Annotated in this window: 18 protein-coding genes, 3 tRNA genes and 2 pseudogenes; 16 read left to right on the top strand and 7 right to left on the bottom strand. The window is 36.6% G+C overall.

The features are described 5' to 3' along the window. Window positions 1-160 precede the first annotated feature (160 nt). From ACFIM1_RS03770 to ACFIM1_RS03780, 3 genes are all read left to right on the top strand, one after another. Window positions 161-2,536: a mechanosensitive ion channel domain-containing protein gene (locus ACFIM1_RS03770; protein ID WP_375609289.1), complete on the top strand. Its 2,376-nt coding sequence runs from the start codon at window positions 161-163 to the stop codon at window positions 2,534-2,536. Beyond that, window positions 2,530-2,802, top strand: a complete 273-nt coding sequence (locus tag ACFIM1_RS03775; RefSeq protein WP_375608271.1) for a hypothetical protein — start codon at window positions 2,530-2,532, stop codon at window positions 2,800-2,802. Before ACFIM1_RS03770 ends, ACFIM1_RS03775 begins: the two co-directional genes overlap by 7 nt. 569 nt (window positions 2,803-3,371) lie before the next feature. Beyond that, a complete protein-coding gene (locus tag ACFIM1_RS03780) occupies window positions 3,372-4,304 on the top strand; it encodes an outer membrane protein (RefSeq protein WP_375609290.1) in 933 nt (310 codons plus the stop codon). Between the two features lie 297 nt (window positions 4,305-4,601). On the opposite strand, the gene ACFIM1_RS03785 is transcribed toward ACFIM1_RS03780, so the two are convergent. Continuing rightward, window positions 4,602-4,687, bottom strand: a tRNA-Leu gene (locus ACFIM1_RS03785). Window positions 4,688-4,834: 147 nt separating this feature from the next. Here ACFIM1_RS03785 and ilvA point away from each other — a divergent pair. From ilvA to ACFIM1_RS03800, 3 genes are all read left to right on the top strand, one after another. Beyond that, a complete protein-coding gene (ilvA, locus tag ACFIM1_RS03790; protein ID WP_375609291.1) occupies window positions 4,835-6,112 on the top strand; it encodes a threonine ammonia-lyase IlvA in 1,278 nt (425 codons plus the stop codon). Window positions 6,113-6,147: 35 nt separating this feature from the next. After that, a complete protein-coding gene (locus ACFIM1_RS03795) occupies window positions 6,148-6,678 on the top strand; it encodes a hypothetical protein (protein ID WP_375607472.1) in 531 nt (176 codons plus the stop codon). Window positions 6,679-6,969: 291 nt separating this feature from the next. Next, a complete protein-coding gene (locus tag ACFIM1_RS03800; RefSeq protein ID WP_375609292.1) occupies window positions 6,970-8,346 on the top strand; it encodes a DEAD/DEAH box helicase in 1,377 nt (458 codons plus the stop codon). Window positions 8,347-9,727: 1,381 nt separating this feature from the next. Here ACFIM1_RS03800 and ACFIM1_RS03805 read toward each other — a convergent pair. Then, window positions 9,728-9,802 (bottom strand) — tRNA-Asn (locus ACFIM1_RS03805). Between the two features lie 184 nt (window positions 9,803-9,986). Between ACFIM1_RS03805 and ACFIM1_RS03810 the strand changes: the two genes are divergently transcribed. The 6 genes and pseudogenes from ACFIM1_RS03810 to ACFIM1_RS03835 form a co-directional block, all read left to right on the top strand. Then, window positions 9,987-10,060: transfer RNA gene (locus ACFIM1_RS03810), tRNA-Cys, on the top strand. Between the two features lie 220 nt (window positions 10,061-10,280). Continuing rightward, window positions 10,281-10,955, top strand: coding sequence for a protein-L-isoaspartate O-methyltransferase (locus tag ACFIM1_RS03815; RefSeq protein WP_375609293.1), 675 nt, complete (start codon window positions 10,281-10,283; stop codon window positions 10,953-10,955). Between the two features lie 108 nt (window positions 10,956-11,063). Then, on the top strand, window positions 11,064-12,314 hold the full coding sequence (locus tag ACFIM1_RS03820) for a TolC family outer membrane protein (protein WP_375609301.1): 1,251 nt from the start codon (window positions 11,064-11,066) through the stop codon (window positions 12,312-12,314). A 248-nt stretch (window positions 12,315-12,562) separates the two neighbouring features. Beyond that, entirely contained in the window at window positions 12,563-13,129 is a 567-nt protein-coding gene (locus ACFIM1_RS03825; RefSeq protein ID WP_375609294.1) for a DUF2497 domain-containing protein, read from the top strand. Window positions 13,130-13,281: 152 nt separating this feature from the next. Further along, window positions 13,282-16,005: a valine--tRNA ligase gene (locus ACFIM1_RS03830; RefSeq protein ID WP_375609295.1), complete on the top strand. Its 2,724-nt coding sequence runs from the start codon at window positions 13,282-13,284 to the stop codon at window positions 16,003-16,005. Between the two features lie 772 nt (window positions 16,006-16,777). Continuing rightward, window positions 16,778-17,536 (top strand): annotated as a pseudogene (locus ACFIM1_RS03835) (tetratricopeptide repeat protein); the annotation flags it as partial. Between the two features lie 106 nt (window positions 17,537-17,642). Here ACFIM1_RS03835 and ACFIM1_RS03840 read toward each other — a convergent pair. The 5 genes from ACFIM1_RS03840 to xth form a co-directional block, all read right to left on the bottom strand. Continuing rightward, window positions 17,643-18,389, bottom strand: a complete 747-nt coding sequence (locus tag ACFIM1_RS03840; RefSeq protein WP_375608743.1) for an amino acid ABC transporter ATP-binding protein — start codon at window positions 18,387-18,389, stop codon at window positions 17,643-17,645. Window positions 18,390-18,399: 10 nt separating this feature from the next. Next, window positions 18,400-19,116: an amino acid ABC transporter permease gene (locus ACFIM1_RS03845; RefSeq protein WP_375608742.1), complete on the bottom strand. Its 717-nt coding sequence runs from the start codon at window positions 19,114-19,116 to the stop codon at window positions 18,400-18,402. 2 nt (window positions 19,117-19,118) lie between these two features. After that, window positions 19,119-19,871, bottom strand: a complete 753-nt coding sequence (locus tag ACFIM1_RS03850; RefSeq protein ID WP_375608741.1) for an amino acid ABC transporter permease — start codon at window positions 19,869-19,871, stop codon at window positions 19,119-19,121. A gap of 140 nt (window positions 19,872-20,011) precedes the next feature. Then, entirely contained in the window at window positions 20,012-20,917 is a 906-nt protein-coding gene (locus tag ACFIM1_RS03855; protein ID WP_375609296.1) for a transporter substrate-binding domain-containing protein, read from the bottom strand. A gap of 118 nt (window positions 20,918-21,035) precedes the next feature. Continuing rightward, window positions 21,036-21,818: an exodeoxyribonuclease III gene (gene xth, locus ACFIM1_RS03860; protein WP_375609297.1), complete on the bottom strand. Its 783-nt coding sequence runs from the start codon at window positions 21,816-21,818 to the stop codon at window positions 21,036-21,038. A 484-nt stretch (window positions 21,819-22,302) separates the two neighbouring features. Between xth and rpsL the strand changes: the two genes are divergently transcribed. The 4 genes and pseudogenes from rpsL to ACFIM1_RS03880 all read left to right on the top strand — a co-directional run. Next, window positions 22,303-22,674: a 30S ribosomal protein S12 gene (gene rpsL / locus ACFIM1_RS03865; protein WP_005773262.1), complete on the top strand. Its 372-nt coding sequence runs from the start codon at window positions 22,303-22,305 to the stop codon at window positions 22,672-22,674. 18 nt (window positions 22,675-22,692) lie between these two features. After that, window positions 22,693-23,163 carry a 30S ribosomal protein S7 gene (rpsG, locus tag ACFIM1_RS03870; protein WP_273791452.1) on the top strand — a complete coding sequence of 157 codons (471 nt, stop codon included), beginning with the start codon at window positions 22,693-22,695 and terminating at the stop codon, window positions 23,161-23,163. 24 nt (window positions 23,164-23,187) lie between these two features. Further along, window positions 23,188-25,272, top strand: coding sequence for an elongation factor G (gene fusA / locus ACFIM1_RS03875; protein WP_375609298.1), 2,085 nt, complete (start codon window positions 23,188-23,190; stop codon window positions 25,270-25,272). 62 nt (window positions 25,273-25,334) lie between these two features. Continuing rightward, window positions 25,335-25,410: pseudogene (locus ACFIM1_RS03880) on the top strand (elongation factor Tu); the annotation flags it as partial.

Consider the following 25,410-nt stretch of genomic DNA (forward strand, 5'->3'; position numbering starts at 1 on the left):
TAATCTTATTGAGTTTAACTTACTATTTCCTTTTCTCTTATTATCAGTATTATGGGATAAGGAAAAGCTTTTATAAGATTATTCTACAAAAGTTGAAAATATCTTCCTTGTACTATATCTAAGAAGAAGATAAAATCCTTTTTGTGCATCTAAGGTATATATGTATTCGTTTTGTAAAAAAAATATCCACAAACTTTTCCTTCTTTTAGCGATTATCGTTGCTTTAAATTCTGGTGCATGGGGAAATAGGGAGGAGCAAAATACAATTGTCGAACAAACAATAGCTTCTTATTCAGTTGATGAAATTACTCAACAGCAACAATTGATTATTAAGACTCTTGAAGAAGATACTAAAGCTTTAAAAAGAGACTTTGACAGAAAATCAGAAGATGAACGTGCTTTGGAAGAACTGCGATTACGGGCCCAAGATATCAGTAAGCGTGCTATTGAGGCAGCATTTGTTTTGCGTTCTCCTCTTAATGAAATTAATGCACTTCTTGATCAATTAACCGAGCTCTATCATGACGTAAAAAAACTGAACAGTTCAGTGAAAGAATACTCTTACTTGATAGAGCAAAAAGCTAAAATTAATAGTATCATGCTTCAATTTGAAGCGGTTTTTTTGGCGACGAATAGAATAGCTGAACTTTCTATCTCTCAATCTCGCGAGCTTTTTAAACATACACTTACCTACAGGCTTGAGTTTTCGATCCCGATGGTTAAGCATCTTGTCCAAAAAACAAAAGAGGCTTCATCAGATTTTCTGTTGTTGTTAGATTCTTGGTTTAATTTTATATTTTATTTCAAGTTATTAGAACTATTTCTTTCCTTTTTAATTCCACTTTTTATTACGTTTGGTCTCTCATATTTTTGTCATAAAGTTCTTGTTCATGTGTATTGCCACTTTACGAAGTCTAATGAGGAAATATCGTATTTACAGCGCTTATTAATCGCCTTTATTTCAGTTCTCTTACCTTCACTTATCTGTATTCTTTATGTTTATCTTGTGTTGTTTTTATTTCGTAGTTTTAACTTAGATCCAGGTAAGCTTACAACAGTTTTTGATATGATTGGTTGTCAAATTATTTTAGTGTTTTTAATCAATCGATTAGCGGTTGTTCTTTTCTCGTCGAATAGGCCCCGTGTGCGTCTTCTCAATATTGCACCATCGTCTGCTTTTCAATTGGTGATTTTGCTCACTTCTTTAGGAGGTGTTTTGGCATTTGATGCTGTTCTTGATAGTATTTATCAAATCATTTCAGCTCCTCTATCTTTGACAATTGCTAAAAGTTTTATTGCTGTTTTTCTTGTAGCGATATTACTGTTTATAATATCATTTGTACCTGTGCAGTTTAGACGTAGGAATTTTCAAGGAGAAAAAAAAGAACCGTATTTTTGGCCATTTTATATACGCATTCCTCTTATTGGTTTGGGATTATTGCTGCTTGTGTTGAATTTTTTAGGTTATGTTGGTCTCGCACGTTTTATTATGCAGCAGATTATGATTGGTGGAGTATTTTTAGTTCTCATGTATTTAGGAATACAAAGCGCTCAAGCGCTTGGAACTAAAGGTCAATTTATGAAAACAACAGTTGGTCATCTTTTGATGCAGAGGTTTCATTTAGAAGAAAAAACGATGAACCAATTGGGAATTGTTGTGAGCGTTTTTCTCAATTTGTTTGTTGTGGTATTTTGTGCAATGCCCATTGCTGTACGGTTTGGATTTTCCTATTCTGATTTGAAAGTAGTGTTGTGGCAATTGGTTACTGGTTTTCAAATTGGAAATATTACTCTTTCTTTGGTTTCTCTTGTAACAGGAATTATTTCTTTTTGTGTCTGCTGGTTTCTTATTCGCCGATTTATTGGTTGGTTAGATAATGTGGTGTTGGACCATGGAGAATTTGATTCTGGTGTACGTAATTCTATCAAAACAGTTATAAGTTATGGTGGCGTTGTGGTGTCTGCTTTGATAGGATTGTCAATGGCAGGTTTGGATCTTAGAAATTTTGCTCTTATTGCTGGAGGACTTTCACTTGGTATCGGTTTTGGTTTGCAGAATATTGTCCAAAACTTTGTCTCTGGACTTATTATTTTAGTTGGAAGACCATTTAAAATAGGAGACTATATAGAATCTGGATCAGTAGGTGGTGTTGTTAAGCGTATTAGTGTGCGTGCAACGGAGCTTGAGACAATTCAGCGTAAGACGATTATTATTCCCAATTCAAGCCTTATTAATAATAATGTGAGTAATTGGACTAGACGTAATAAAGTAGGACGAATTGATATTCCAGTTACTGTATCATCTAAGGTTGCACCAGAGCATGTTGCTGAAATTTTATTAGAGATTGCTTCTGCGACAGAAGGAGTTTTAAAAAATCCTATCCCACAGGTGAGTTTTACTGCATTTGATTGTAAGCATTTTTCCTTTAATTTGGCTATTTATGTGCCTAATATTACCTCATCTTCTCATATAACCAATGCTCTTCGATTTGACTTATATAAGCGTTTTGCTGAGGAAGGAATCTTAGAATGCTGAAATGTATTTATGCTTTTATTACCGTTATTTTGTTGAATATTTTTACCATAACAGCTTTTTCCGCAACAGTGAAAAATACTGATTTAAAGATACACTCTCTCATTATTGTTGAAGGAAGTGTACCTTTAAAAATTTCTTTAAATACGCATCAAACAATTACAATTTGTATGAAAGGATGTTTTATAACTTTTCCTAATAAAGACCGTTTTGCAATAAAAGCAGATGATAATATAGAAATCAGTAGGGGAAGAGCAATTTTTAAATAAAGTGATTGAGGACTTTTTTGAGATAGTCTCTAGAAAGATAACGATATTGCGCCTGTTAATAATCTCATACTTTAAAAGTAGTAGTATGATTTCAGTGTAAGATAGATGTAGTTTTTTATATACATAGAATCTACTTATATGTAAGCATATAGAGGTATTTTTATACTATTTTATATTTATAATATTTTTAATTAAATATCAATGTGCTAACAATAATTACATCATTTCAGAATTTTTTCATGAAAAAATGCTTTGAAATATTCTATTTTATGATTTTTTATGCGGTAATTTGGATAAAAAATGTGTTATATTTTCTCATTTTTAAAAATATAATAGACATTTTTATTAAAGATTTGTCATTTAAAGTATTCATTATTATACTATTTTAATAGTTATTAAAATTTATTTGATAAAATTCAATTTTGATGTAATGATGTATTTAGTAGTGGTATATTTAAATGTAAATGTAAAGGAGTGCATGCGGTTTTTTGGTATAAAATTTTATAAAACTTTGTTTTTCTAAATGTGATTTTTAATTATATTTAAATTTAGCAATGGGGTATAATTTTATGAATACAAAATTTATAACAGCATCTGTTTTTTATTTGGTTTCATCTTCTATAGTACAGGCTGCAGATGTCGTAGTTCCTGAAGAGTCTGTACATGTTGCTTCAGAAGTTGCTTCTTCTTCACTTTTTTCTTGGTCAGGTTTTTATTTTGGGGGGCAAGTTGGAGGCTTTTCAAGTAAAATTTCTGCAAAAACGCCTTATGTTGATATTCCTCTCTATCCTGATGAGGAGAGTAGTAAATCATGGATACCCATCGAGAAACAGTATATGCCTGAACTTTCTGGCTTCGTAGGTGGTCTTTATGCGGGTGTTAATTTTGATCTTGGTAATAATTTTATCGTGGGGATTGATACGGATATCCTTTTAACGGAAAAAAAGGATACAAAAACAAAATTTCATGCTGATGAATCGAGTGCTGGTGGTTCGAGTCCTGAAGGAACTGATACTGGTACTGGAACTGATGCTGGTACTGAAGAAAATGGTAAAAAGAAAGAAAGTTATAAAAGGGCACAGCTTGACAAAGGGCGGGGGCCTAGCTTTTCTCGCTCTGGTACAGAGACTACAGAAGAAAAGGATAGCTTAACTTTTAATCATACTTTTAAACAAAAATGGACTGGAGCCACAAGGGTGCGTGTTGGGTTTTCTGCTCATCGAGTGATGCCTTATATTGCTGGTGGTATCGCTTATGGACAATTTCAAGATGTTTTGTCGACAGTCATTACGGGATCTGAACCTTTTAATAGGACATCGGATGCTACAAAAATGATGATTGGTTACACTCTGGGTGGTGGTGTTGATTTTGCAATGACAGATAATCTTGTTTTACGTGCGGAATATCGTTACTCAGATTTTGGTAAAAAGAAATTTAAAGACGAGATTGAAGTTAAGTATAAGACGAATGATTTTCGTGCAGGAATAGCTTACAAATTCTAGTTTTTGTAGGAATAAATTCGGCTTAGGAGTTTAAGAGGTCCTATCTTTGGTAGGGCCTTTATTATAGTGGGAAAGAAATCTTTAAGTTTGAATGATTCTAAAGAGTTATTCAGATTCTTTATTGTTTAGAATGTAACTCTTTAGTTTACAAGGTATGGTTGAAATATTTGTTTGCAAAGAAGGAATGATTCGTCTTTTATATTATTTACAGTTATCATCTGATAATATCGTTATTGCAAATAATAAACTTAAAGATAGTTTTCTAAACATTAGAAAATAAAGAGAATTTGCATGAATTGGTGCGGACGGCGGGACTTGAACCCGCAAGGTCTTCGACCGGCAGATTTTAAGTCTGCTATGTTTACCGTTTTCATCACGTCCGCAATGAGAATTCTCTCATAAGCTATATCTTTTATTGAATCAAGAATTAATAACAAAAGAAAAAATTTTCATTTTTTTAATGAAATTTTGACTGACAATAGTTCCCTTTATCGATAGAAAAAGCTTTTATAATGTAAATAAAGTATGAAATGATTAGTGTTATGAATCAATTTATTCAAGACGTCACAAAAGCTATGGTGGGATTGCATCACGTGTTTGCTGAAACACCACTTCAAAGAAATGATTTTCTTAGTCAAAAGTATGATGCAGAAATTTATTTAAAGCGTGAAGATTTAACACCGGTGCGGTCTTATAAGATTCGTGGTGCTTTCAATTTTGTTTCAGAAATGCTTAGCTGTATATCACCAGATTCTGCATTTATTTGTGCTTCAGCGGGGAATCACGCGCAAGGAGTTTCTTTTGTTTGTCGTTATTTTAAACGTAAAGGCGTGATTTTCATGCCTATGACAACGCCACAACAAAAAATTGAAAAAACACGTATTTTTGGTAAAGAATTCATTGATATTCGTTTGGTTGGTGAAACATTTGATCAATGTTATGAAGCTGCACAATCCTTTGTCGTAGAGAGCGGTGGTGTAATGGCTCCACCTTTCGATGATATTCGCATTATTACGGGGCAGGCAACAGTGCTTTGTGAGGCTGCTTTACAATGGAAAAAACTCAATGGAGAAAGTGAGCCAGATTTGATGATTGTGCCGGTAGGTGGGGGTGGTTTGGCAAGTGGAGTGAGCAAGTTTCTACATGAATATGGTTGGAAAACAAAGCTTCGTTTTGTTGAGCCGCAAAGAGCAGCAAGTTTACTTGCTTGTTTGGAGAGTGGAAAACGCGTCAAGCTTGAAAGCATTGATACTTTTGTAGATGGTGCTGCTGTGGCTGAAATTGGTGCACTAAACTATACAATTCTAAAGCAATTTCCCCCTGATTCTGTCATTACGGTTCCTGAAAATCGCGTTTGTTCTACGATGGTTGAAATGCTTAATGTTGAAGGTGTGGTTCTTGAACCGGCTGGTGCTTTATCGATTGATGCGCTTAACAGTATTCCTCCTCAAGAGTTAAAAGGGAAAAAAATTCTTCTCGTTATTTCAGGAGGTAATTTTGATTTTGAGCGTTTGCCAGAAATTAAAGAGCGTTCTTTACGTTTCCAAGGGTTGAGAAAATATTTTATTTTTAGTTTTCCGCAACATCCTGGTGCATTGCGTCATTTTCTTTCCACATTATCGCCAGATGATGATATCGTACGTTTTGAATATCTTAAAAAATCAGCGAGAAACTTTGGTTCTGTATTGGTTGCGATTGAAACAAAAAAATACGGTAATTTTTGTCTTTTAGAGGAAAAATTTCAAACGTTAGGTTGGCGTTACCGTGATATTACTGATGATCAAACGTTATTTGATTTTGTTATTTGAAAAACTGAAATTTTACTAAAAAAAGAAGTATAATGATGAAACCTATTTTTTATTCGGTGCTGAGTCTATTTTTCTTTTTGATTGTTAATCAACAGAGTTTAGCATCTCAGCCAACAATAGTACAAAAAGATGAACTTTCAAGAGTCGTTGTTGATGTCAATAATGCTATAAAAAATGGGGATTTTATGCCTATTTCTCGTTATATGCCTGAGCGGCTTTATAAAGAGATGGCACATCGATTGAATACAACAGAGAGTGCTTTACGTAGTGATTTTCTTCAACAGTTGCATAAGAAGTTTGAGGGGTTGCCTTCTGGTGCTTATTATTTAGATAAAGAAAATATAGAGTATTTACAAACTGATAACGGTACTTTGTATGCTTTAATTCCAACAGTTCTTGAGATGAAAGATCGCATCATTCAATATAAAACTTTGGCGATTTTTGATAAAAACCAATGGTATTTAATTTATGGCGGTCAAAAAACTTTACAAAATCCAGTTTTTCTCGAGATTTATCCTGATTTTATCAAGGTACATTTACCGATGGACACAATCATCAAAAAGTAAACGATCTAAATATTGTTTTTATTCATGATAAATGTATTTCGTAAAGTTCTTGCTTTTTTATCATAATCCAAAGATAATAGAGGTGAAGGCATTTAGGCTGGTTTGTTGGCTTTTTGTAAAGTGAAGTTTATACGCCTTTATCTTGATTTCAAGGTGTTCATGAGTTGCGCAAGCCGCTTTTTAGGCGTTGCTTCATTTAAAATGTCAGGGATTTCTCTTGCGCGGATTCTTGAGTGGAGAGTTCAGATGGTTACTTCATTTTGAGTTCTTTAGCTAAGGAAAGATTTTATTTTGCCTATAAAAGAAGAAAATGTTTTTACAAAGTTAGGTTTGCCTACTCTTTTGATTAAAAATTTACTCATTGCTGGGATGAGTAAACCTAAACCTATACAAGAACAAGCTATTCCAGTGATGTTGAAAGGAAACGATATTTTAGGTGTTGCTCAGACAGGTTCTGGAAAAACCTTGGCATTTAGTTTGCCTATTTTAAGTCAGATTTTGGCTTTAGGTGATAAACGATGCCCTAAAACTGCACGCGCTTTGATTTTAGCTCCAACGCGTGAACTTGCTGTTCAGATTGATGAAACGATTCGCACTGCGGCGAAAGGAGCGCATCTTTCAACATGTCTTATTTTTGGGGGCGTATCACGTTTAAAACAAATTAAACGTATGGAAGCAGGTGTGGATGTTTTGATAGCGACTCCAGGGCGTTTGAGAGATCTTGTTCGTGAAAAGTGTGTTGATCTTTCCCAATCTCGTTTTTTGATTTTGGATGAAGCAGATCGTATGTTGGATATGGGGTTTATTCATGATGTTAAGCAAATTGCAAAGCTTTTGCATCAAGAGCGTCAGACAGCACTCTTTTCTGCAACAATGCCGAGGGAAATTGCTGTGCTTGCAAAATGTTTACTCAATGATCCGGTTAAAATTGAAGTTGTTCCTCAAGGTACTACGGCTGTAGAGATTTGCCAAAAATTATATTGTGTTCCTACGAATGAAAAAAAGAATGTTTTAAGTAAACTTTTGACAAATCCAGCTTTTGATTCGGTTATTGTTTTTACTCGAACGAAACATGGGGCAGATGCTGTCACGCGTAGTTTAGAAAAGGTAGGATATTTAGTCGCAACAATTCATGGAAATAAATCACAAGGTGCTCGCCAGTCTGCTTTAAAAGCTTTTCGTGAAAGATCTGTGCAGATCCTAGTGGCAACAGATATTGCTGCACGCGGTATTGATATACCAGGGATAAGTCACGTTATTAATTACGACTTACCAGATGAAGCTGAAAGTTATGTACATCGTATTGGTCGTACAGGACGTAATGGTGCATCTGGTGTAGCACTTACGCTTTTTGATGAGAAGATAGAAAGGTCCCGCTTGCGTGCTATAGAGCGCTTGATTCGTATGAAATTGGTGGCTGAGGCTGTTCCAGAACAATTTGCAGCGTTTCCAGAAAAGCCAATTGTACGAGAAAGTAAAGAAAACGATAAGGAACGCCGTTTTAAAAAATCTAAACGTCAAAAACAGTTTTTAGGTCGAAAAGATGATGCTGCACAGTTGCAGCGGAAGAATTCTTCACCTCAAAATGAGAGGCAGCAAAAAGCAAAAGCGGTAGTAAAGCGTGCAAAGACTTTTCATTTTCGGAAATCAGTTAAGAAGGCTGCTTAGATAAAGTCTTGAAAAAAGATCATGTATAGGAGATTTTTTACTTTTGTTGATTTATTCTCAATTGAAAAGAGTTAAAAGTAAGAAGATTCTTCAGAGTTTTTCATTTTTTAGAAATGAAAACTTCTAACCGTTTGGATTTATTTAAAAATCATTATTGTAGAGGCAATTATTTATTTGCTTTATTCCCATTTTTTAAAATGGGAATAAAAGTAGATTTTATTTATATAAAAATTATTTTTATAAAGGATGTGTTTTATCTTTAATGATAACTTTTAATTTTAAAAATTGATGTCTAATAATAACTCATTGTTTTATATATTTAATAATTCACTATATCGTATTTTTTTCATTTTTAAGTTATTTATGCGGATCAATCAAAAGTATTCGCTTGCACGTTATGTGTTAAGTTGTCATATAAATAAACATTTGAAAAATAAATAAAATAATTTTTATAAACTCTTTCAAAGGCAATGGGGGATTGCTGAGATTGAGAGTTGAAAAATAGTACGATGGTATGACTTTTATTATAAATAAAGATTGGGCTGATCAATCGATTTCATTTTATACCATTTACGGGGGTATCATTGTGAAAGAGTCTTGGGGAATTTAAGAGATATCTCTTTAAAAAAGCATGTGACTGCATAATACAATAGCGAGAATGTCATGATTTCTGAAGGCTTTCTCAGGATTCTTAACAATTTAGCTTGTTATCTTGGTTTTTACTGTAAAACACTATTATTTGGGGGGGGGGATATAAAGTATTTGGGAGATATAAAGCCTATAAGACTTTATGTATTAAATGTTTTATGACAGTGTGGTGAACAAGGCAAGGTTGTTTGTAAAGCGTTGAAGTGGTTAGCAGGAGGAATAACCTGTTAGATAAGACGTCGGAGTGTTTACAGATTTGTTTTATATTTTTTGCTTTTAGGATGGGGAGGAGATTATGTGGGGTGTATGGAGATAATATATGACCTTGATTATTGATTCTTCCATTTTTCAAAATGATTGCTTCATGAGCAGGTTTTTAAGTTTAATTTCTTTATTGAGTATAAATCATTCTTTCTTTGGAAAAAAATATGATACAGTTTCATTGCTGATGGAGCTTAATAATCCATCTTTGATGAAAGAAATCGTAATTTATAATATGCAAATAATTGCAGTGCCCTCTTATAGAAGCGCGGTGGTTTGAAAAAAGTAATCTTATTTGTGCTATTCTAAAATGAATCAATTGCTTTTTGCGTTCATTGCAAAAAAACACATCCCGTATGATATTGCGTTTCTATATTTATTGCAAAAATCCTATTCCCTCACTTTTATTAACGAATCCCTCATGTCTAAAAGCTTGAGAAAAAACAATAAACTACGTGGAATAAAAGAAAAGTGGCTCCCCGGGCCGGATTCGAACCAGCGACCAACCGGTTAACAGCCGGTTGCTCTACCGCTGAGCTACCGGGGAACGGTGCCCAATTATTTAATTGAAAAGGCTATAGCAAAGCAATACTGATTTGCAAAGGATAAAATTACTTTTTTTAAAAAAATATGATAAATTGTGTAATAAGAGGAAAAAAGGTGTGAGAAGATTTCTACACCTTGACGGATGCGTTGCCTTCCCTTATGGAAACCTTTATGTTTGTTGACGAGGCCTCGTGGCGGAATGGTTACGCAGAGGACTGCAAATCCTTGTATCCCGGTTCGATTCCGGGCGAGGCCTCCAGCCGATTTTAAACGAAACGGCTTTTAGGGGAGATGAGGTATAGGAAAATAGATTATTTCCCTCTATTCTTGTGAAGACACTTTTATGTGAGAGATTATATAGTTAAAATCTAATTGTTGACTGTGGCGTCCTTTTTTGTAACACCTATAGTTTAAGAGATCTTCGTCCCTTATTGTCGCTGTTTTGTTTGTTTTTTGTAGGTTAGGAGAAAATATTCGTTATGGTTGCAGATTTTGCTGAGCTTCGTCGCAAAATGGTTGACAATCAAATTCGTACAGTCGATGTAACGGATTTATCAGTTCTTGAAGCCTTTTTAACGGTATTTCGTGAAGATTTTGTATCGGAAGATATGAAAATGTTAAGTTATCTTGATACCGATATTGTTCTATGTCCAGTGCAAGATGGGGTTCCTGCACGCTATTTGATGAAACCTGCGTCTCTAGCAAAATTACTACAGCTTGCCGCTGTAAAATCATCAGATGTTGTTTTAGATATTGGTGCAAATAGTGGTTATTGTGCAGCGTTGCTTGCAAAACTTGCAGGGTCTGTGATTGCGCTGGAAAGTGATCAATCTCTCTTTGAACGTGCTCTTGACGCTTTAGAACGTAATCAATGTGATAATGTGGTTGTCGTTCATGGTCCTTTAGAGCAAGGATATGCCGTTGAGGGACCTTATGATGTGATTTTCATTGAGGGATCTGTTGATTTTATTCCTCAAGGTATCTTTGATCAAATGAAAGACTGTGGACGTCTTGTTGTGGTTGAAGGGCATGGAAATGCTGCTGTTGCACAAATCTATATAAAAGAAGATGGGATCATCTCGGCTCGTCGTGCTTTTAATCTTGCTGTAAAGCCTCTTCCTTGTTTTTTAAAAACACCTGGTTTTGTATTTTAGAGCTTGTTTGTTCGGTGAATAAAAGATAATTTCGTAATTTATTTGGGGTATGTTATTGTGTGTATTGTGTTAAAAATAAACAAGAAGTTTCAGGCATGTTTGTTGTTGGTGTTGAGTATTTTTTTATCAGAGACTGTTTGTGCTGAAACATTGATGGATGCCTTTTCTAAGGCTTATAAACACAATGCTAAGTTGAATAGTGAACGTGCAGCTGTGCGTATATCCAGAGAGGATGTTGTTATTGCGCGATCGGGGTTGTTGCCACAAGTGGAGGGGGTTGGGAACTATGGGCGCAATAAGTCTTTTACAGGTCCTTATGTCACTTCTGGATCTATAGGCGTGAGATTAAATCAAAGATTATTTGACGGGTTTATCACGCAAAATATCTTTTCTTCAGCGCAAGTTAAGTTGCAGGCTCAACGTGAGTATCTTCGTAATGCTGAACAAAATACTTTTCTGGAGACTGTAACGGCTTATGCTAATGTCTATCAGGCACGTCGTATTGCCGATCTTCGGAGAGAAAATTTGGCAGCTCTTGAAGAGCAAGTTCGTTCCGATAAAGCAAAATTTGATGTGGGTGAGGGAGGGCGTGTTGATCTTGCTCAAGCTCAAGCAGCACGTTCCGTGGCAGTTTCAGAGCTGAGTCTTGCTCGTGCTGATGTAAAAGCAGCCGAGGCAGTGTATCGACAAGTTATTGGTTCTGATCCTGAAAAGTTAAAAAGCCCTCCCGTAGCCAGAGATTTTCCTGCCAACCTTGATATGGCTTACCAGATGAGCGTTTCTATGCATCCAGCAATCCTTTATGCTAAATATTTAGTCGATGCGAGTGTTTACAATGTAAAGGCAAAAGAAGGTGCATTGCTCCCTAAGGTCGATTTTTCTGCAACAGCGTCTTATAATCGAATTTATAGTGGTCCTGGAGAGGATGGCGTTTCTAAATCAATAGGGTTGTCAGTGAGTGTCCCAATTTTTGAAGGAGGGCGTACGTCTGCGCAAATTCGCCAATCAAGGGAACAGCTTGGACAGGCGCAGCTTCAACTCGATTTGGCGCATAGCAATACGCGACAAGTACTTACTTCTGCTTGGTTTCAGTTGGAGGGCGCACGCTCATCTGTTGTTGCTTATCGTGAAAGTGTTCGTGCTGCTGAAATTGCTCTGAAAGGTCGTGTTCAAGAAAATCGCGTAGGGCAAGCAACGACATTGGATGTTTTAAATTCTCGTACTCAATTGATTAATGCTCAAATTGCGCTTGCAATGGCAGAGCGTAATGCTGTTGTGGCGAGCTATAGTGTTCAATCTTCTATTGGTAAGTTGACTGCAAGTTATTTAGGTTTAAAAACAATTAAATATATCCGATAATACATAAAAGTATCTCTTTGAATCTTATTAAATTATTTTAGTTTTTAAAGATGAGTTTATCAAGAGTTGGGTGTGTTAAAAATAGAGCAGAAATATGTTATTTTTTAGTGCAGAAAATTGTGTGTAGCGCCCTCTTTATGACAAGCATATTTGAAAATATCATGAGAGGTATGTTGATCTTATGATTCTTTTGCATACACTGAAAATATGATTCTATTTGTTGTTGCGTCTTTGAGAGGTTGTAAAGTATGGTACAGAGTTCAAGCGTGTTACGTGAGCCAAGTATGGATGAAATTTTGACATCTATTCGTGAAATAATCGAAGAAAATGCGGTTCAATCTGATCACTTTTTAAATGAAGATGTTGCAGTCAATGCTTCGGAAGAGCGTTCAGAAGGTGCATTAGAAGGTGTTTATGATACGACCTTATCGGTTGATGATGCTATGAAAGCTTTAGCTGATCGTATTGGTCTTTCTTCTGAAAATCAAGGGGGGAGAATAATGCAAGAGAAAGAGGGGATAGAGGCAGAAAATAATGCAGTTGGTATGGATGTGCAAAAGATGAAGCTTTCTTCTGAAGAACGGAATTCTGTTTATAAAGCAAGAGAATATGAAGATGAAATAAAGAAACCACAGTCAGAAGATGGAGGAGTTGGTCGAGTGGAATTGTCTGCGTATTGTATTTCTTCCGCAGAAAAGATTGCAAAGGATGTATTGCGTCCGGCTATAGCTGAATGGTTACAGTCTAAATTGCCTGTTTTGCTGGAAGATATTTTACGTGAAGAGATTGTGAAGGCCATTAAGAAATCATCTTAATTATTTTCTTTACATTATTTTTTATGTTTTTCATTTTATGAGAACTTTGTTTGTGGTTTTGCAAGCTGTCGAGTAAATGGGATAGGTTTGCGCGATTCTGAGTGAGTTTTGTTCATGTATTGTGTTTTTCAGCGGCGTTATGGATGGATAGAATGTTAGAAAAAAACTATGATGCTGCTTCCATAGAGAAACGGGTTGCAAAAAGATGGGAGACTCGTGGGGCTTTTAAAGCAGGAGCGGGTTCTAAAAGTGGTGCAGAACCTTTTTGCGTTATGCTTCCACCTCCGAATGTTACCGGCTTACTTCATATGGGGCATGCACTCAATACGACAATTCAAGATATAATGGTTAGATTTCAGCGGATGCGTGGCAGGAATGTGTTGTGGCAGCCTGGTATGGATCATGCTGGGATTGCCACACAAATGGTTGTAGAGCGCCAACTTGCAGAACGCCAAGAACCAACGCGTCAAGAAATGGGAAGAGAAAAGTTTATTGAGCGTATTTGGAAATGGCGTTATGAAACTGGAGGCATTATTGCAAACCAGTTGCGCCGTCTTGGCGTTTCATGTGATTGGTCGCGTGAACGGTTTACAATGGACGAGGGTTTGTCGCAAGCTGTTCGTGAAGTTTTTGTCGCGCTTTATAAGCAAGGATTGATATATAGGGATAAGCGCCTCGTCAATTGGGATCCTAAATTGTTGACAGCTATTTCAGATCTTGAAGTTGAGCAAAAAGAAGTTCAAGGACATTTGTGGCACTTTAGATATCCACTTGAAGGTAAAGTTTTTGATCCAAATGATGCGACAACTTTTATAACAGTAGCGACAACACGACCAGAAACAATGCTTGGTGATACAGGAATTGCTGTTAATCCTGAAGATGAGCGTTATAAAAATCTTATCGGTAAAAATGCTCTTTTGCCGCTTGTTGGTCGTCGGTTATTAATTGTTGGTGATATGCATGCTGATCCTGAGGCTGGAAGTGGTGCTGTAAAAATCACACCAGCCCATGATTTTAATGACTTTGAAGTGGGGCTGCGTAATCATTTAAGCTTGATCAATATTTTTACCCCAAAAGCTGAGATTTTTCTCCGTGAGAATGAAGCATTTTTTGATGGTTTGATATTATCAGATGAATTAGAAATGTTAGTAGAAAGTCTCGATAAATCTGATCGTTTTGTTGCGCGCCAGAAGATTGTTGCTTTGATGAAAGAACAGGGATATTTGGCTTCTGTTGATGATCATCCCCATATGGTTCCTCATGGAGATCGCAGTGGTGTTCCTATTGAGCCTTTTTTGACAGATCAATGGTATGTTCATGCTGCTGAATTAGCAAAGCCAGCGATAGAGGCTGTTCAACAAGGAAAAACGCAGTTCGTTCCCGATAACTGGAAAAAGACCTACTTCAATTGGATGCAAAATATTCAACCTTGGTGCATTTCTCGCCAATTATGGTGGGGACATCAGATTCCTGCTTGGTATGGACCTGATGGAACGGTTTTTGTTGAAAAAAGTGAAGAAGAGGCTTTAGATTCAGCTGTTGCTCATTATGGTGAGGTGGTTGAATTAATCCGTGATCCGGATGTTTTAGATACTTGGTTTTCATCAGCTCTTTGGCCTTTTTCAACATTAGGATGGCCCAATAAAACGACTGAGTTGTCTACTTTTTATCCAACATCTTTATGCGTGACAGGGTTTGATATTATTTTTTTCTGGGTTGCTCGTATGATGATGATGGGACTTCACTTTATGGGTGATGTTCCCTTCCCAACGGTTTATGTGCATGCTTTGGTACGGGATCAAAAGGGTGCAAAGATGTCAAAATCTAAGGGAAATATTATCGATCCCTTAGAGCTTGTTGATCAGTATAGTGCTGATGCACTTCGTTTTACTTTGGCTATTATGGCAGCACAAGGTCGTGATGTAAAACTTGATGTTTCCCGTATTGCTGGTTATCGTAATTTTGCTACGAAATTGTGGAATGCTACCCGATTTGCACAGATGAATGGCGTGAAGCATGATCCAGCTTTTAAACCAGAACAAGCAAAACTGCCGCTTAATCGTTGGATTTTAACGGAGCTCTCTAAAACCATTTCAGCAGTGACAATTGGTATTGAACACTATAAATTTAATGAGTCTGCCGCTACACTTTATCGTTTCATTTGGAATACACTCTGTGATTGGTATTTGGAACTTCTTAAACCTATTTTCCAGGGGGAAAATGAAGATGCTAAAAATGAGGCTCATGCTTGTACTGCTTGGGTTTTAGATGAAGTTTATAAACTTCTTCATCCTTTTATGCCTTATATGACGGAAGAGTTATGGTCTCTTACAGAAACGCAAGCCATCAAGCGTGAGGATATGCTTGCATTGACAAAATGGCCAGAGGAAACATTTACAGATGAAGAGGCTGCAGCTGATATTAATTGGCTTATTGATGTTGTCACTGGGATTCGATCTGTACGTTTTGAAATGAATATTCCAGCGGCTATACAAGCACCTCTTGTTGTTGTCGAAGGAGGGGAAATAACGCGAGAGCGTGTGCAGCGTTATGATGCACTTCTTAAAAAGCTAGCGCGTATTGAAATCATTCATTTCTCTGATAAAGTTCCAGAAGTATCGGCACAAATAATTTTGGGAGAGGCCGTTTTTTGTTTGCCCTTAGGACAGTTGATTGATTTGGAAGCTGAACGTGTTCGTTTGAGGAAGGATGTGAGTAAAATTGAACAGGATATTGAAAAAATATCGCTTAAGTTAAATAATCCAAAATTTATAGCAAATGCCAAAGCAGAAATTGTTGAAAGTGAACGGAACAGGGTTGTAGAACTTCGCGCTGCAAAGAAAAAAATATCCGTTGCTTTAGAGCGGTTGAGTTGATTTCAACTTTTTGTTTTTTGGATGCATGATTTCATAGCATAAGGGATGGGAGAGATTTGCTTTAAAAAAAATTCTTTTGTTCGTTTTTCGTAAGTGCGATCATGAAATTTCTACAGAAATTCGTCTCTATGTTTCTTCTATTCATTCTGTAAAACACCATAGTTTAGGGCAGAAATATAAGGCATATAAAATTACACATGTGGTATTTTTTGTTATATATAGCGCTAAGTATTCTGAGGTAGCGCTTGTGTGTAGAGTTTATGAAGTAAATCCATGTGAAATGATGTCAGGAGGAATTCGTTAGACAAAAAGCTGGATTGTTTACAGATTGATGGTGGTGAGGAAGTCGTGAAATTATAAATTAATTATCATCATTATATTCATTCATCTTTAGCGTTGTTTTTTGTACGCTTACTATTCATCATGTATTTTCTTTGTTCTCAAGCTGCTGTTCAATGCGCATGTTATTTTATTGAACGATTTTTATTCATTCGTATAAATTTTTAAAGATAAATAAATCTTATAATGTTAGAGGAGGTGTTATTAGAATGATGATTTATATTTAAAAATCAATTTGTTGTATATAAAATGGGGGTTTAACTTTACCAAACTCTTTGGATAATTATCATTTATTTGTCTTTTCTTTTAAAATTTTTACTTTAAAATCTTTCATGTTTCTTACTAAAAAGAAGAGTTTAAATATCTACAAAGAAATTTGTAACAGATATAACAATTAAAATTGAGATAGGGGGGAAATGGTCAAAGGCTTCAGATATGGAAAAAAGCTGCGATTGTTGTGAGGTGAGGGGGATTTTTTTCTACTGTTTATGCAGTAGATGTTAATAGCTTGCAAGAAGCCAATGATAGTTCGTTTTATTTTTTGAAACGTAGCATGTCTGCTTATAAAATGGGTATATCAATCAAGTTATTCCAGCACTCCGTTGTGCTGCTAAGAGGGGCCATATATCGGTGAGAATTGGAAACTTAGCTCTATCTATGCAAATGGTGATGGTGTTCCTAAAGATGATTACAAGGCATATCATTTTTTTGCATATATCGTTGAAAAAGGTACAGATCTTGCTTCAGAAGATGAAAGTTATGTTTCTGATGTATTGCTTAAACTTGCGGGATATATAAAAGATATTCCTCAATCACCTTCATCCTTCTTATGCTGTTCGTCTTTATATGCGGGCTGCGGTGAATTATAGAAATCCTAAAGCTCAATATCATTTAGGAAAAATATTTTTAAAGGGAGAGGGAAGGGAGAAAAATCCTATACAAGCCACGATGGTTTCAACTCTCAGAGAAAAAAGGAAATCCTTCTGTTCAAACAATGCTTGGAAATATGTTGCTTCAAGAAGGAAAAATAATTCTCGGGATAGCAATGCTAACTGCAGCCTATGAAAAAACTAACGTAAAAAACAAAAACTGGACTCACCTTTTGCAAGAGCAGGCTTTTTCTCTTTGTAATAAATTTGAAAGATGTACAGCAATGCCACTTGTTTCTGATATTTTAAAAAATAACAGTTTTTTAATATCTGATTGTAATATTTTTTACATTCTCTCATCTGATATTAAACGCTATCTTTTTATGTCCAAGTTCATAGTAGAGATAGCTTTTTGTTATAATATAATGGTTAATGACTTAGGATCTTAGACAAAAATTCTTGCGTTCTCGGTTTTCTTGCTTGCGGATCAGAAAAGAACTCTTTAGATGAACAGTCTTCAAGAATCGTTCCTTGATCTATGAAAATAACACGCTCCGAGACTTTTTGTGCAAATCCCATTTCATGGGTTACACAAATCATCGTCATACCTTCTTCTGCTAAGCTAATCATGACATCGAGTACTTCACCTACCATTTCAGGATCTAGAGCAGATGTTGGTTCATCAAAAAGCATGACAAGTGGATCCATAGTTAAGGCACGTGCAATAGCAACCCGTTGTTGTTGCCCTCCAGAAAGTTGACCAGGATATTTATCTTTGTGTTCAATGAGTCCAACGCGTTCAAGATATAACAATCCACGTTCAAGTGCTTCTTTTTTGCTTCGTTTTAGGACTTTGATTTGTGCAATTGTCAAATTTTCTGTGACAGATAAATGGGGGAAAAGCTCGAAGTGTTGAAATACCATTCCTACCTGACTTCGCAATTTAGGCAGATTCGTTTGTTTTGAATGAACTGGTATTCCATTAATCCAAATTTCACCTTTTTGAAAAGGGACTAAAGCATTAATGGTTTTAATGAGTGTTGATTTTCCTGATCCTGATGGCCCACAAACGACAACAACTTCTCCTTTATTAATGTTGGTTGTACAGTTTTTAAGAACTTGAACTTCGCCATACCAGTTAGAAACATTTTTTATTTCGATCATATGAGTAGACATTTTTTCCCCGTTAGCGGATAATGGACACTTTTTTTTGTAAATACAAAACGATTTGTGACAGCGTAAAACAGATAACAAAATAGAAAATAGCTGCTAAGATATAAGCTTCTTGCTTTACACCAAAATTATTAGCAGCAATATCAAAGCCATTCAAAAGGCTATGACCACTGATGGCATAAACAAGGGTTGTATCCTGAAAAAGAATAATGACTTGTGTTAAAAAGACTGGAAGCATATCTCTAAAAGCTTGAGGAAGAATGACAATGTACATACTTTGCCAATATGTCATTCCAAGAGCTTTCCCCGCATATTTTTGTCCTTGCGAAACTGAATTTATGCCAGCACGCATAATTTCAGCGAAATAAGCAGTTTCAAATGCGGTAAAGGTAATGAGTGCTGATTTATTTGCACCGATGGATGTCCCCGTTAAAAAAGGCAGAAGTACGAAAAACCATAAGATAACCATCACAAGGGGTATTGAACGCATAGCTGTTATGTAAATGATTGCAAGCCAAGAAAGAAGTTTTATGGAAGAAAGGCGCATCATTGCTAAAAGCGTACCGAAAATAAACCCCAATACTGTTGCAAAAAGAGTTAGAAAAACGCTAAAAAGTAAACCTGATAAAATGTAAGAACGAAATACATCAAAGGTAAAAAAGGAAAAATCAAAATCAGAAAAATTGAAAGGAAAATAAAGTCCAAACTGAGAGCTTATAAAATTTATCATATTCAATTTTCCTGTGTTTGAGAATTAGGAACTTTGAGTATTTGTTCAATAATTGTCATCACAATAAATACGAATAAGGCTATAAGAATATAAAGAATCGTAACAAGCAAATAATTTTCGTAAACATGGCTTACCTCTTCAATTGCTTGGTATTGAAATTGCATGAGTTCATTTATTGAAACGGCGAATGCTATAGACGAATTTTTTACAATACTCATTGCTTCTGAAGTAAGTGGGGGCATAATTGCGCGTATAGCACGCGGTAGTATAATATAGCGATAACTTTGATACGTTGTAAATCCCATTGCCATAGCAGCATAGCGTTGCCCAGAAGGAATAGCTTCAATACCTGAACGAATCTGTTCGGCAATGCGTGCAGATGTAAAGAATCCCAACGCACATGTTACTAAGAGAATAGGGGAAAATTTCATCGCTGGTGGATAGATCTTAGGAACCACAAAATACCATAAAAACACCTGTACAAGGAGAGGAATATTACGCATGATCTCTACCCAAATAGCACCAATAGTGCGAAATATACAATTGGTTATGGAAGTATTAGGTAAAGTACGCATTGTTCCTATAATAACACCAAATAATACAGCTAATATAAGTGAAGTGATGGACAATATAACCGTATTTTTTAAGCCATCGAGAAGGGTGTCTAAATAGGTATGACTCACGCCAGGAGTCCCAAGGCATCCTGCTACCAGTGTTTGAGTAAGATCATCCCTACAAAGAAAAGAAAAGTCCATTAATTGATATTCCCTCAAATTAGTCATTTACAAATAGGACAATAAATCAACCGCATCTACATAGGCGGAATTTATCAAAAAGTGAACTAAAATATAAACCACGCTCAATTTTTAAAGAGTGTGGTTTTTCCTTTTAAACTCTATAAATCTTCTGTTGTGTAGCTTTCCCGAGGTTTATTATTGGGGTGATCCCAAGCATATCTTGTTTGTTTTGATAAAGGAAGATTCATAACAGTATTAGCAGGTGGAATCGGTTCCATAAACCACTTATTGTAAAGTTTTTCAAGTGATTCGTCTTTGATCTGACGCACGATACTATCGTTGATTGCTTGTTCAAATTTTTTGTCATGTAATCTAAGCATGCAGGCGATGGGTTCGACTGAAAGTACGGGGTCAAGAATGACATAATCAGATGGTTTTTTTGATTTTGCAATATGTCCAGCAAGAATTGAGGCATCCATAACAAATGCATCGGCTTTACCAGATTCTAATAATAAGAAGCTATCTCCATGATCTTTTCCTTTGATGACCTTAAAGTTAATGTTTTTTGCGCGTTTGTTTTTACGAATAAGTTGAACGGATGTTGTACCAGTGGTCGTCGCAACTGTTTTTCCATTTAAATCGTCAAGAGATTTAATGTTAGAGTTTTTCTTTACAGCAATTCTAACCTCTTCGACGTATGTCGTATAAGCAAATGCTGCTTCTTTACTGCGGGAAATATCATTTGTTGTTGATCCGCACTCAAAATCATAGGTATTATTTTTTAAGAGAGGAATTCTATTTTGAGAAGTGATGGGAAGATAATTAATTCTAATTGGTTTACCAATTTTTTTTGAAATATCATCAATGATACGTTCTGCCATTTCTGTATGAAAACCTACATATTTATTATTACCAAGGGCGTAAGCCAAACCAGATGATTCACGGACACCTAAAGTGATCTCCCCTGTTTTTTTTATTTTTTCAAGCGTATCATTTTTAGCATGCGCAATACTTGTGAGTCCAATGGCTGCTGCAGCAATAAATATTAATAATGATTTCTTCATTTCTGTCCTCCATTCATTTATTGTAGTTGTTTAAGATATAATCTTTATTTGGTGTAGCATAGTTATTATTTATCGAGTGATTTTTTTTGTTGTCGCACAAAATAAGGGCTATAGTTTTTTAATTGACATTAAGCTGAATCCAAACAGGAACGTGGTCAGATGGCTTTTGATATCCTCTTACTTCTGTCTGACTATGAGCGCAAATAAGATGATCAACAGCTTCTGGTGATAATAATAAATGATCAATGCGAATCCCATTATTTTTAAGCCATGACCCAGCTTGGAAATCCCAAAAACTATACGAGGGCGTATCGGTGACATTCCGGATAGCATCGTAGAGACCTAAATGAAGAATACGTTGGAATGCTTTTCTTGTTTGTTGAAGAAATAAAGCATCTTGATACCATTCTTGAGGATTTTTTGCATCTAATGGGGTGGGGATGACATTATAATCACCTGCTAGGACAAGAGGCTCTTCGTACGCAAGCAATGATTTTGCATGTGCACATAATCTTCCCATCCATTCCATCTTATAGGAATATTTTTCACTCTCAGTAGGGTTTCCATTTGGTAAATAGAGAGATGCAACACGGACAACACCTTTATTTGTTGAATAAACGGCTTCAATGTAACGTGTTTGTTTGTCATTATCGTTGCCTGGTAATCGACGGATCACTTCATCTGGTGTTTTTTTAGAAAGAAGCGCAACGCCATTAAAACTTTTTTGTCCGTGTGTTTCTATATGGTAACCTAAATTTTCAATTGCATCGCGTGGAAAGTTTTCATCAATACTTTTAGTTTCTTGTAGACAAACTATGTCCGGCTGATTTTGCTGTAGCCATTGATATAATGTTTCATGTCGTGCTTTTATTCCGGCAATATTCCACGTTGCTATTTTCATGGCGCTCATCATTAAATATCACATGTGCAATTTAATTTTCTGCATTCAAGTTTTATAACAGTCGCAGCTTCTTTTTTTATTTGAGGCATATGACTATGGTAAATTGATTTATCAAGAATACTGGCAAAAGCAAATGTAAAGTTTTAAAATTTAATTTATTTTCATTTTTAAAAACTTTCTGCAGTTTAGTTCTTGACGAATGTACGTGTTCTCGCTATTAGAGACAGACATAACCGATGTAGAAATGATCAGTGGTTTTGGATATGTCCAAAAGATCATTCATAAGGGTGTTAAGAAGATTAAAAGCAAGTGCTAGTGCAAGAGGCTATTGCCTTCTCTGCTTGTGGTCGGGTGGACTGTTTTTGCAGGTGTGCCCGATTTTGTGTGTAAATTAAAATATCTTTTCTAATTCTATTGGAAGAGATGAAAAAATAGAAAAGCCCTATTGGGTAAGACGAATGTAGATCGAAAAGAGGAAGGTTGCATGCCTACCGTAAACCAGTTGATTCGCAAGCCGCGTGTGGCGCCAGTTAAACGTAATAAGGTTCCTGCTCTGCAGTCGAATCCGCAGAAGCGTGGTGTTTGTACGCGTGTTTATACAACAACACCGAAAAAACCTAATTCTGCTCTTCGTAAGGTTGCTAAAATTCGCTTGACGAATGGATTTGAGGTGATTGGTTATATTCCTGGAGAGGGGCATAATCTTCAAGAGCACTCTGTTGTAATGATTCGTGGTGGTCGTGTGAAAGATTTGCCAGGAGTTCGTTATCACATTATTCGTGGTTTGCTTGATACGCAGGGTGTCAAGAATCGTAAACAGCGTCGTTCGAAGTATGGCGCAAAGCGTCCAAAATAATATTGAGAGACAAAGCCAATGTCCCGTCGTCATAGAGCAGAAAAGCGTGAGATTAATCCAGATCCAAAATTTGGTGATTTGGTTATTATGAAATTTATGAATGCCATTATGTTTGATGGTAAAAAATCAGTTGCAGAGCGTATTGTTTATGGTGCGCTTGATTCTGTAGAAAAAAGAGTAAAAACAGATCCTGTGGCTCTATTTCATCGAGCTTTAGAGAATGTTGCTCCTCATATTGAGGTTCGTTCACGCCGTGTTGGTGGTGCTACTTATCAAGTTCCGATTGATGTTCGTCCTGATCGTCGTCAGGCTCTTGCTATTCGTTGGTTGATTGCGGCGGCACGTGGTCGAAATGAAACGACGATGGTTGAGCGTTTATCTGGTGAATTGATGGATGCGGCTAATAATCGTGGTTCTGCCGTGAAAAAGCGTGAAGATGTTCATCGTATGGCTGAAGCTAATCGTGCTTTTTCTCACTATCGCTGGTAGAAGTTTTAAACTAAGGCAAATATAATGGCTCGCGAATATAAAATTGAAGATTATCGTAATTTTGGTATTATGGCGCATATTGATGCTGGTAAGACTACGATGACTGAACGTATTCTGTTCTATACCGGTAAGAATCATAAAATTGGCGAGACCCATGATGGTGCTTCTACAATGGATTGGATGGAGCAGGAGCAGGAGCGTGGTATTACGATTACGTCTGCTGCGACAACGACATTTTGGGAAGGGCAGGATGGTCGGAAGCGTCGCTTTAATATTATTGATACGCCAGGGCACGTTGATTTTACGATTGAAGTTGAGCGCTCTTTGCGTGTTCTTGATGGTGCAATAGCCTTGTTGGATGCAAATGCTGGTGTGGAGCCTCAGACGGAAACTGTTTGGCGGCAAGCTGAAAAATATCGTGTGCCTCGTATGGTTTTTGTTAATAAAATGGACAAAATAGGAGCTGATTTCTATCGTAGTGTGGAGATGGTTGGCTCTCGGTTGGGTGCTAAAGCGCTTGTTTTGCAGTTGCCGATTGGTGCTGAAAATGACTTTGAAGGTGTTGTTGATCTTGTAGAGATGAAGGCTTTAAAGTGGGATGGTTCTATTGGTGCCTCGGCGGTAATAAGTGAAATTCCCTCTGATTTAAAGGAGAAAGCTGAAGAATATCGCGAGAAATTGATTGAGATGGCCGTGGAGGTTGATGAAGCTGCGACAGAGGCTTATTTGGAAGGTGTTATGCCAACCAATGAGCAACTTGTTTCTCTCATTCGTCGGGGGACAGTAGAAGTTCAATTTCATCCGGTTCTTTGTGGTACGGCTTTTAAAAACAAGGGGGTGCAGCCGCTTTTGGATGCTGTTGTTTCCTATCTTCCTTCTCCAATTGATATCCCGGCGATTAAGGGTATTGATGTAAAGACTGAGGCTGAGACGACACGCGAATCTTCTGATGATGCTCCGCTATCTATGCTTGCTTTTAAAATTATGAATGATCCTTTTGTTGGTTCGTTGACGTTCTGTCGTATTTATTCTGGTAAAGTTCAGAAGGGTATTTCTCTTGAGAATACTGTGAAGAAGAAGAAGGAACGTTTGGGGCGTATGCTTCAAATGCATTCAAATTCTCGCGAGGATATTGAAGAGGCATTTGCTGGTGATATTGTTGCTCTTGCAGGGCTTAAGGAGACGACAACGGGTGATACTCTTTGCGATCCTTTGAAGCCTGTTATTTTGGAGCGGATGGAATTTCCTGAACCCGTTATTGAGATTGCAATTGAACCGAAAACAAAAGCAGATCAAGAAAAAATGGGGATTGCTCTTAATCGTTTAGCGGCGGAAGATCCCTCGTTTCGTGTTAAATCGGATGAAGAATCAGGTCAAACTATTATAGCTGGAATGGGTGAACTTCATCTTGATATTATTGTCGATCGTATGCGGCGCGAGTTTAAAGTTGAAGCAAATGTTGGGCAGCCTCAAGTTGCTTATCGTGAGTCAATTACTAAAATGGCGGAAATTGATTATACGCATAAGAAACAATCGGGTGGTGCCGGTCAATTTGCTCGTGTGAAAATTGTTTTTGAGCCTCATGATGGTGATGATTTTATTTTTGAGTCAAAGATTGTTGGTGGTGCTGTTCCTAAAGAATATATTCCTGGTGTCCAAAAAGGGATTGAGAGTGTTATGGGGGCAGGTCCTCTTGCGGGCTTTCCTATGCTTGGTGTAAAAGCGACTCTCATTGATGGTGGCTATCACGATGTTGATTCTTCGGTTTTGGCTTTTGAGATTGCTGCTCGTGCGGCTTTTCGTGATGGGGCAAAGAAGGCTGGTGCACAGCTTCTTGAACCGATCATGAAGGTGGAAGTTGTTACACCAGATGATTATGTTGGTGATGTTATTGGTGATCTCAATTCTCGTCGGGGACAGATTTCAGGAACTGAAGCGCGCGGCATTGCAACGGTTGTGAATGCAATGGTTCCTTTAGCAAATATGTTTGGTTATGTGAATACTCTTCGCTCTATGAGTCAGGGGCGTGCGCAGTATACAATGCAGTTTGATCATTACGAGCCTGTACCTTCGGCTGTTGCTTTGGAGATTCAAAAGAAATACGCGTAATTTCAGGTTGGTAATTAATTTTTAACTTAGTCCTTGGTTTGGACGGAAAATGGAGAGCTCAAATGGCGAAGAGCAAGTTTGAACGAACAAAACCGCATGTTAATATTGGTACGATTGGTCACGTTGATCATGGGAAGA

Source organism: Bartonella sp. AC158YNML (assembly GCF_042196725.1).
Classification (GTDB): Bacteria; Pseudomonadota; Alphaproteobacteria; order Rhizobiales; family Rhizobiaceae; genus Bartonella.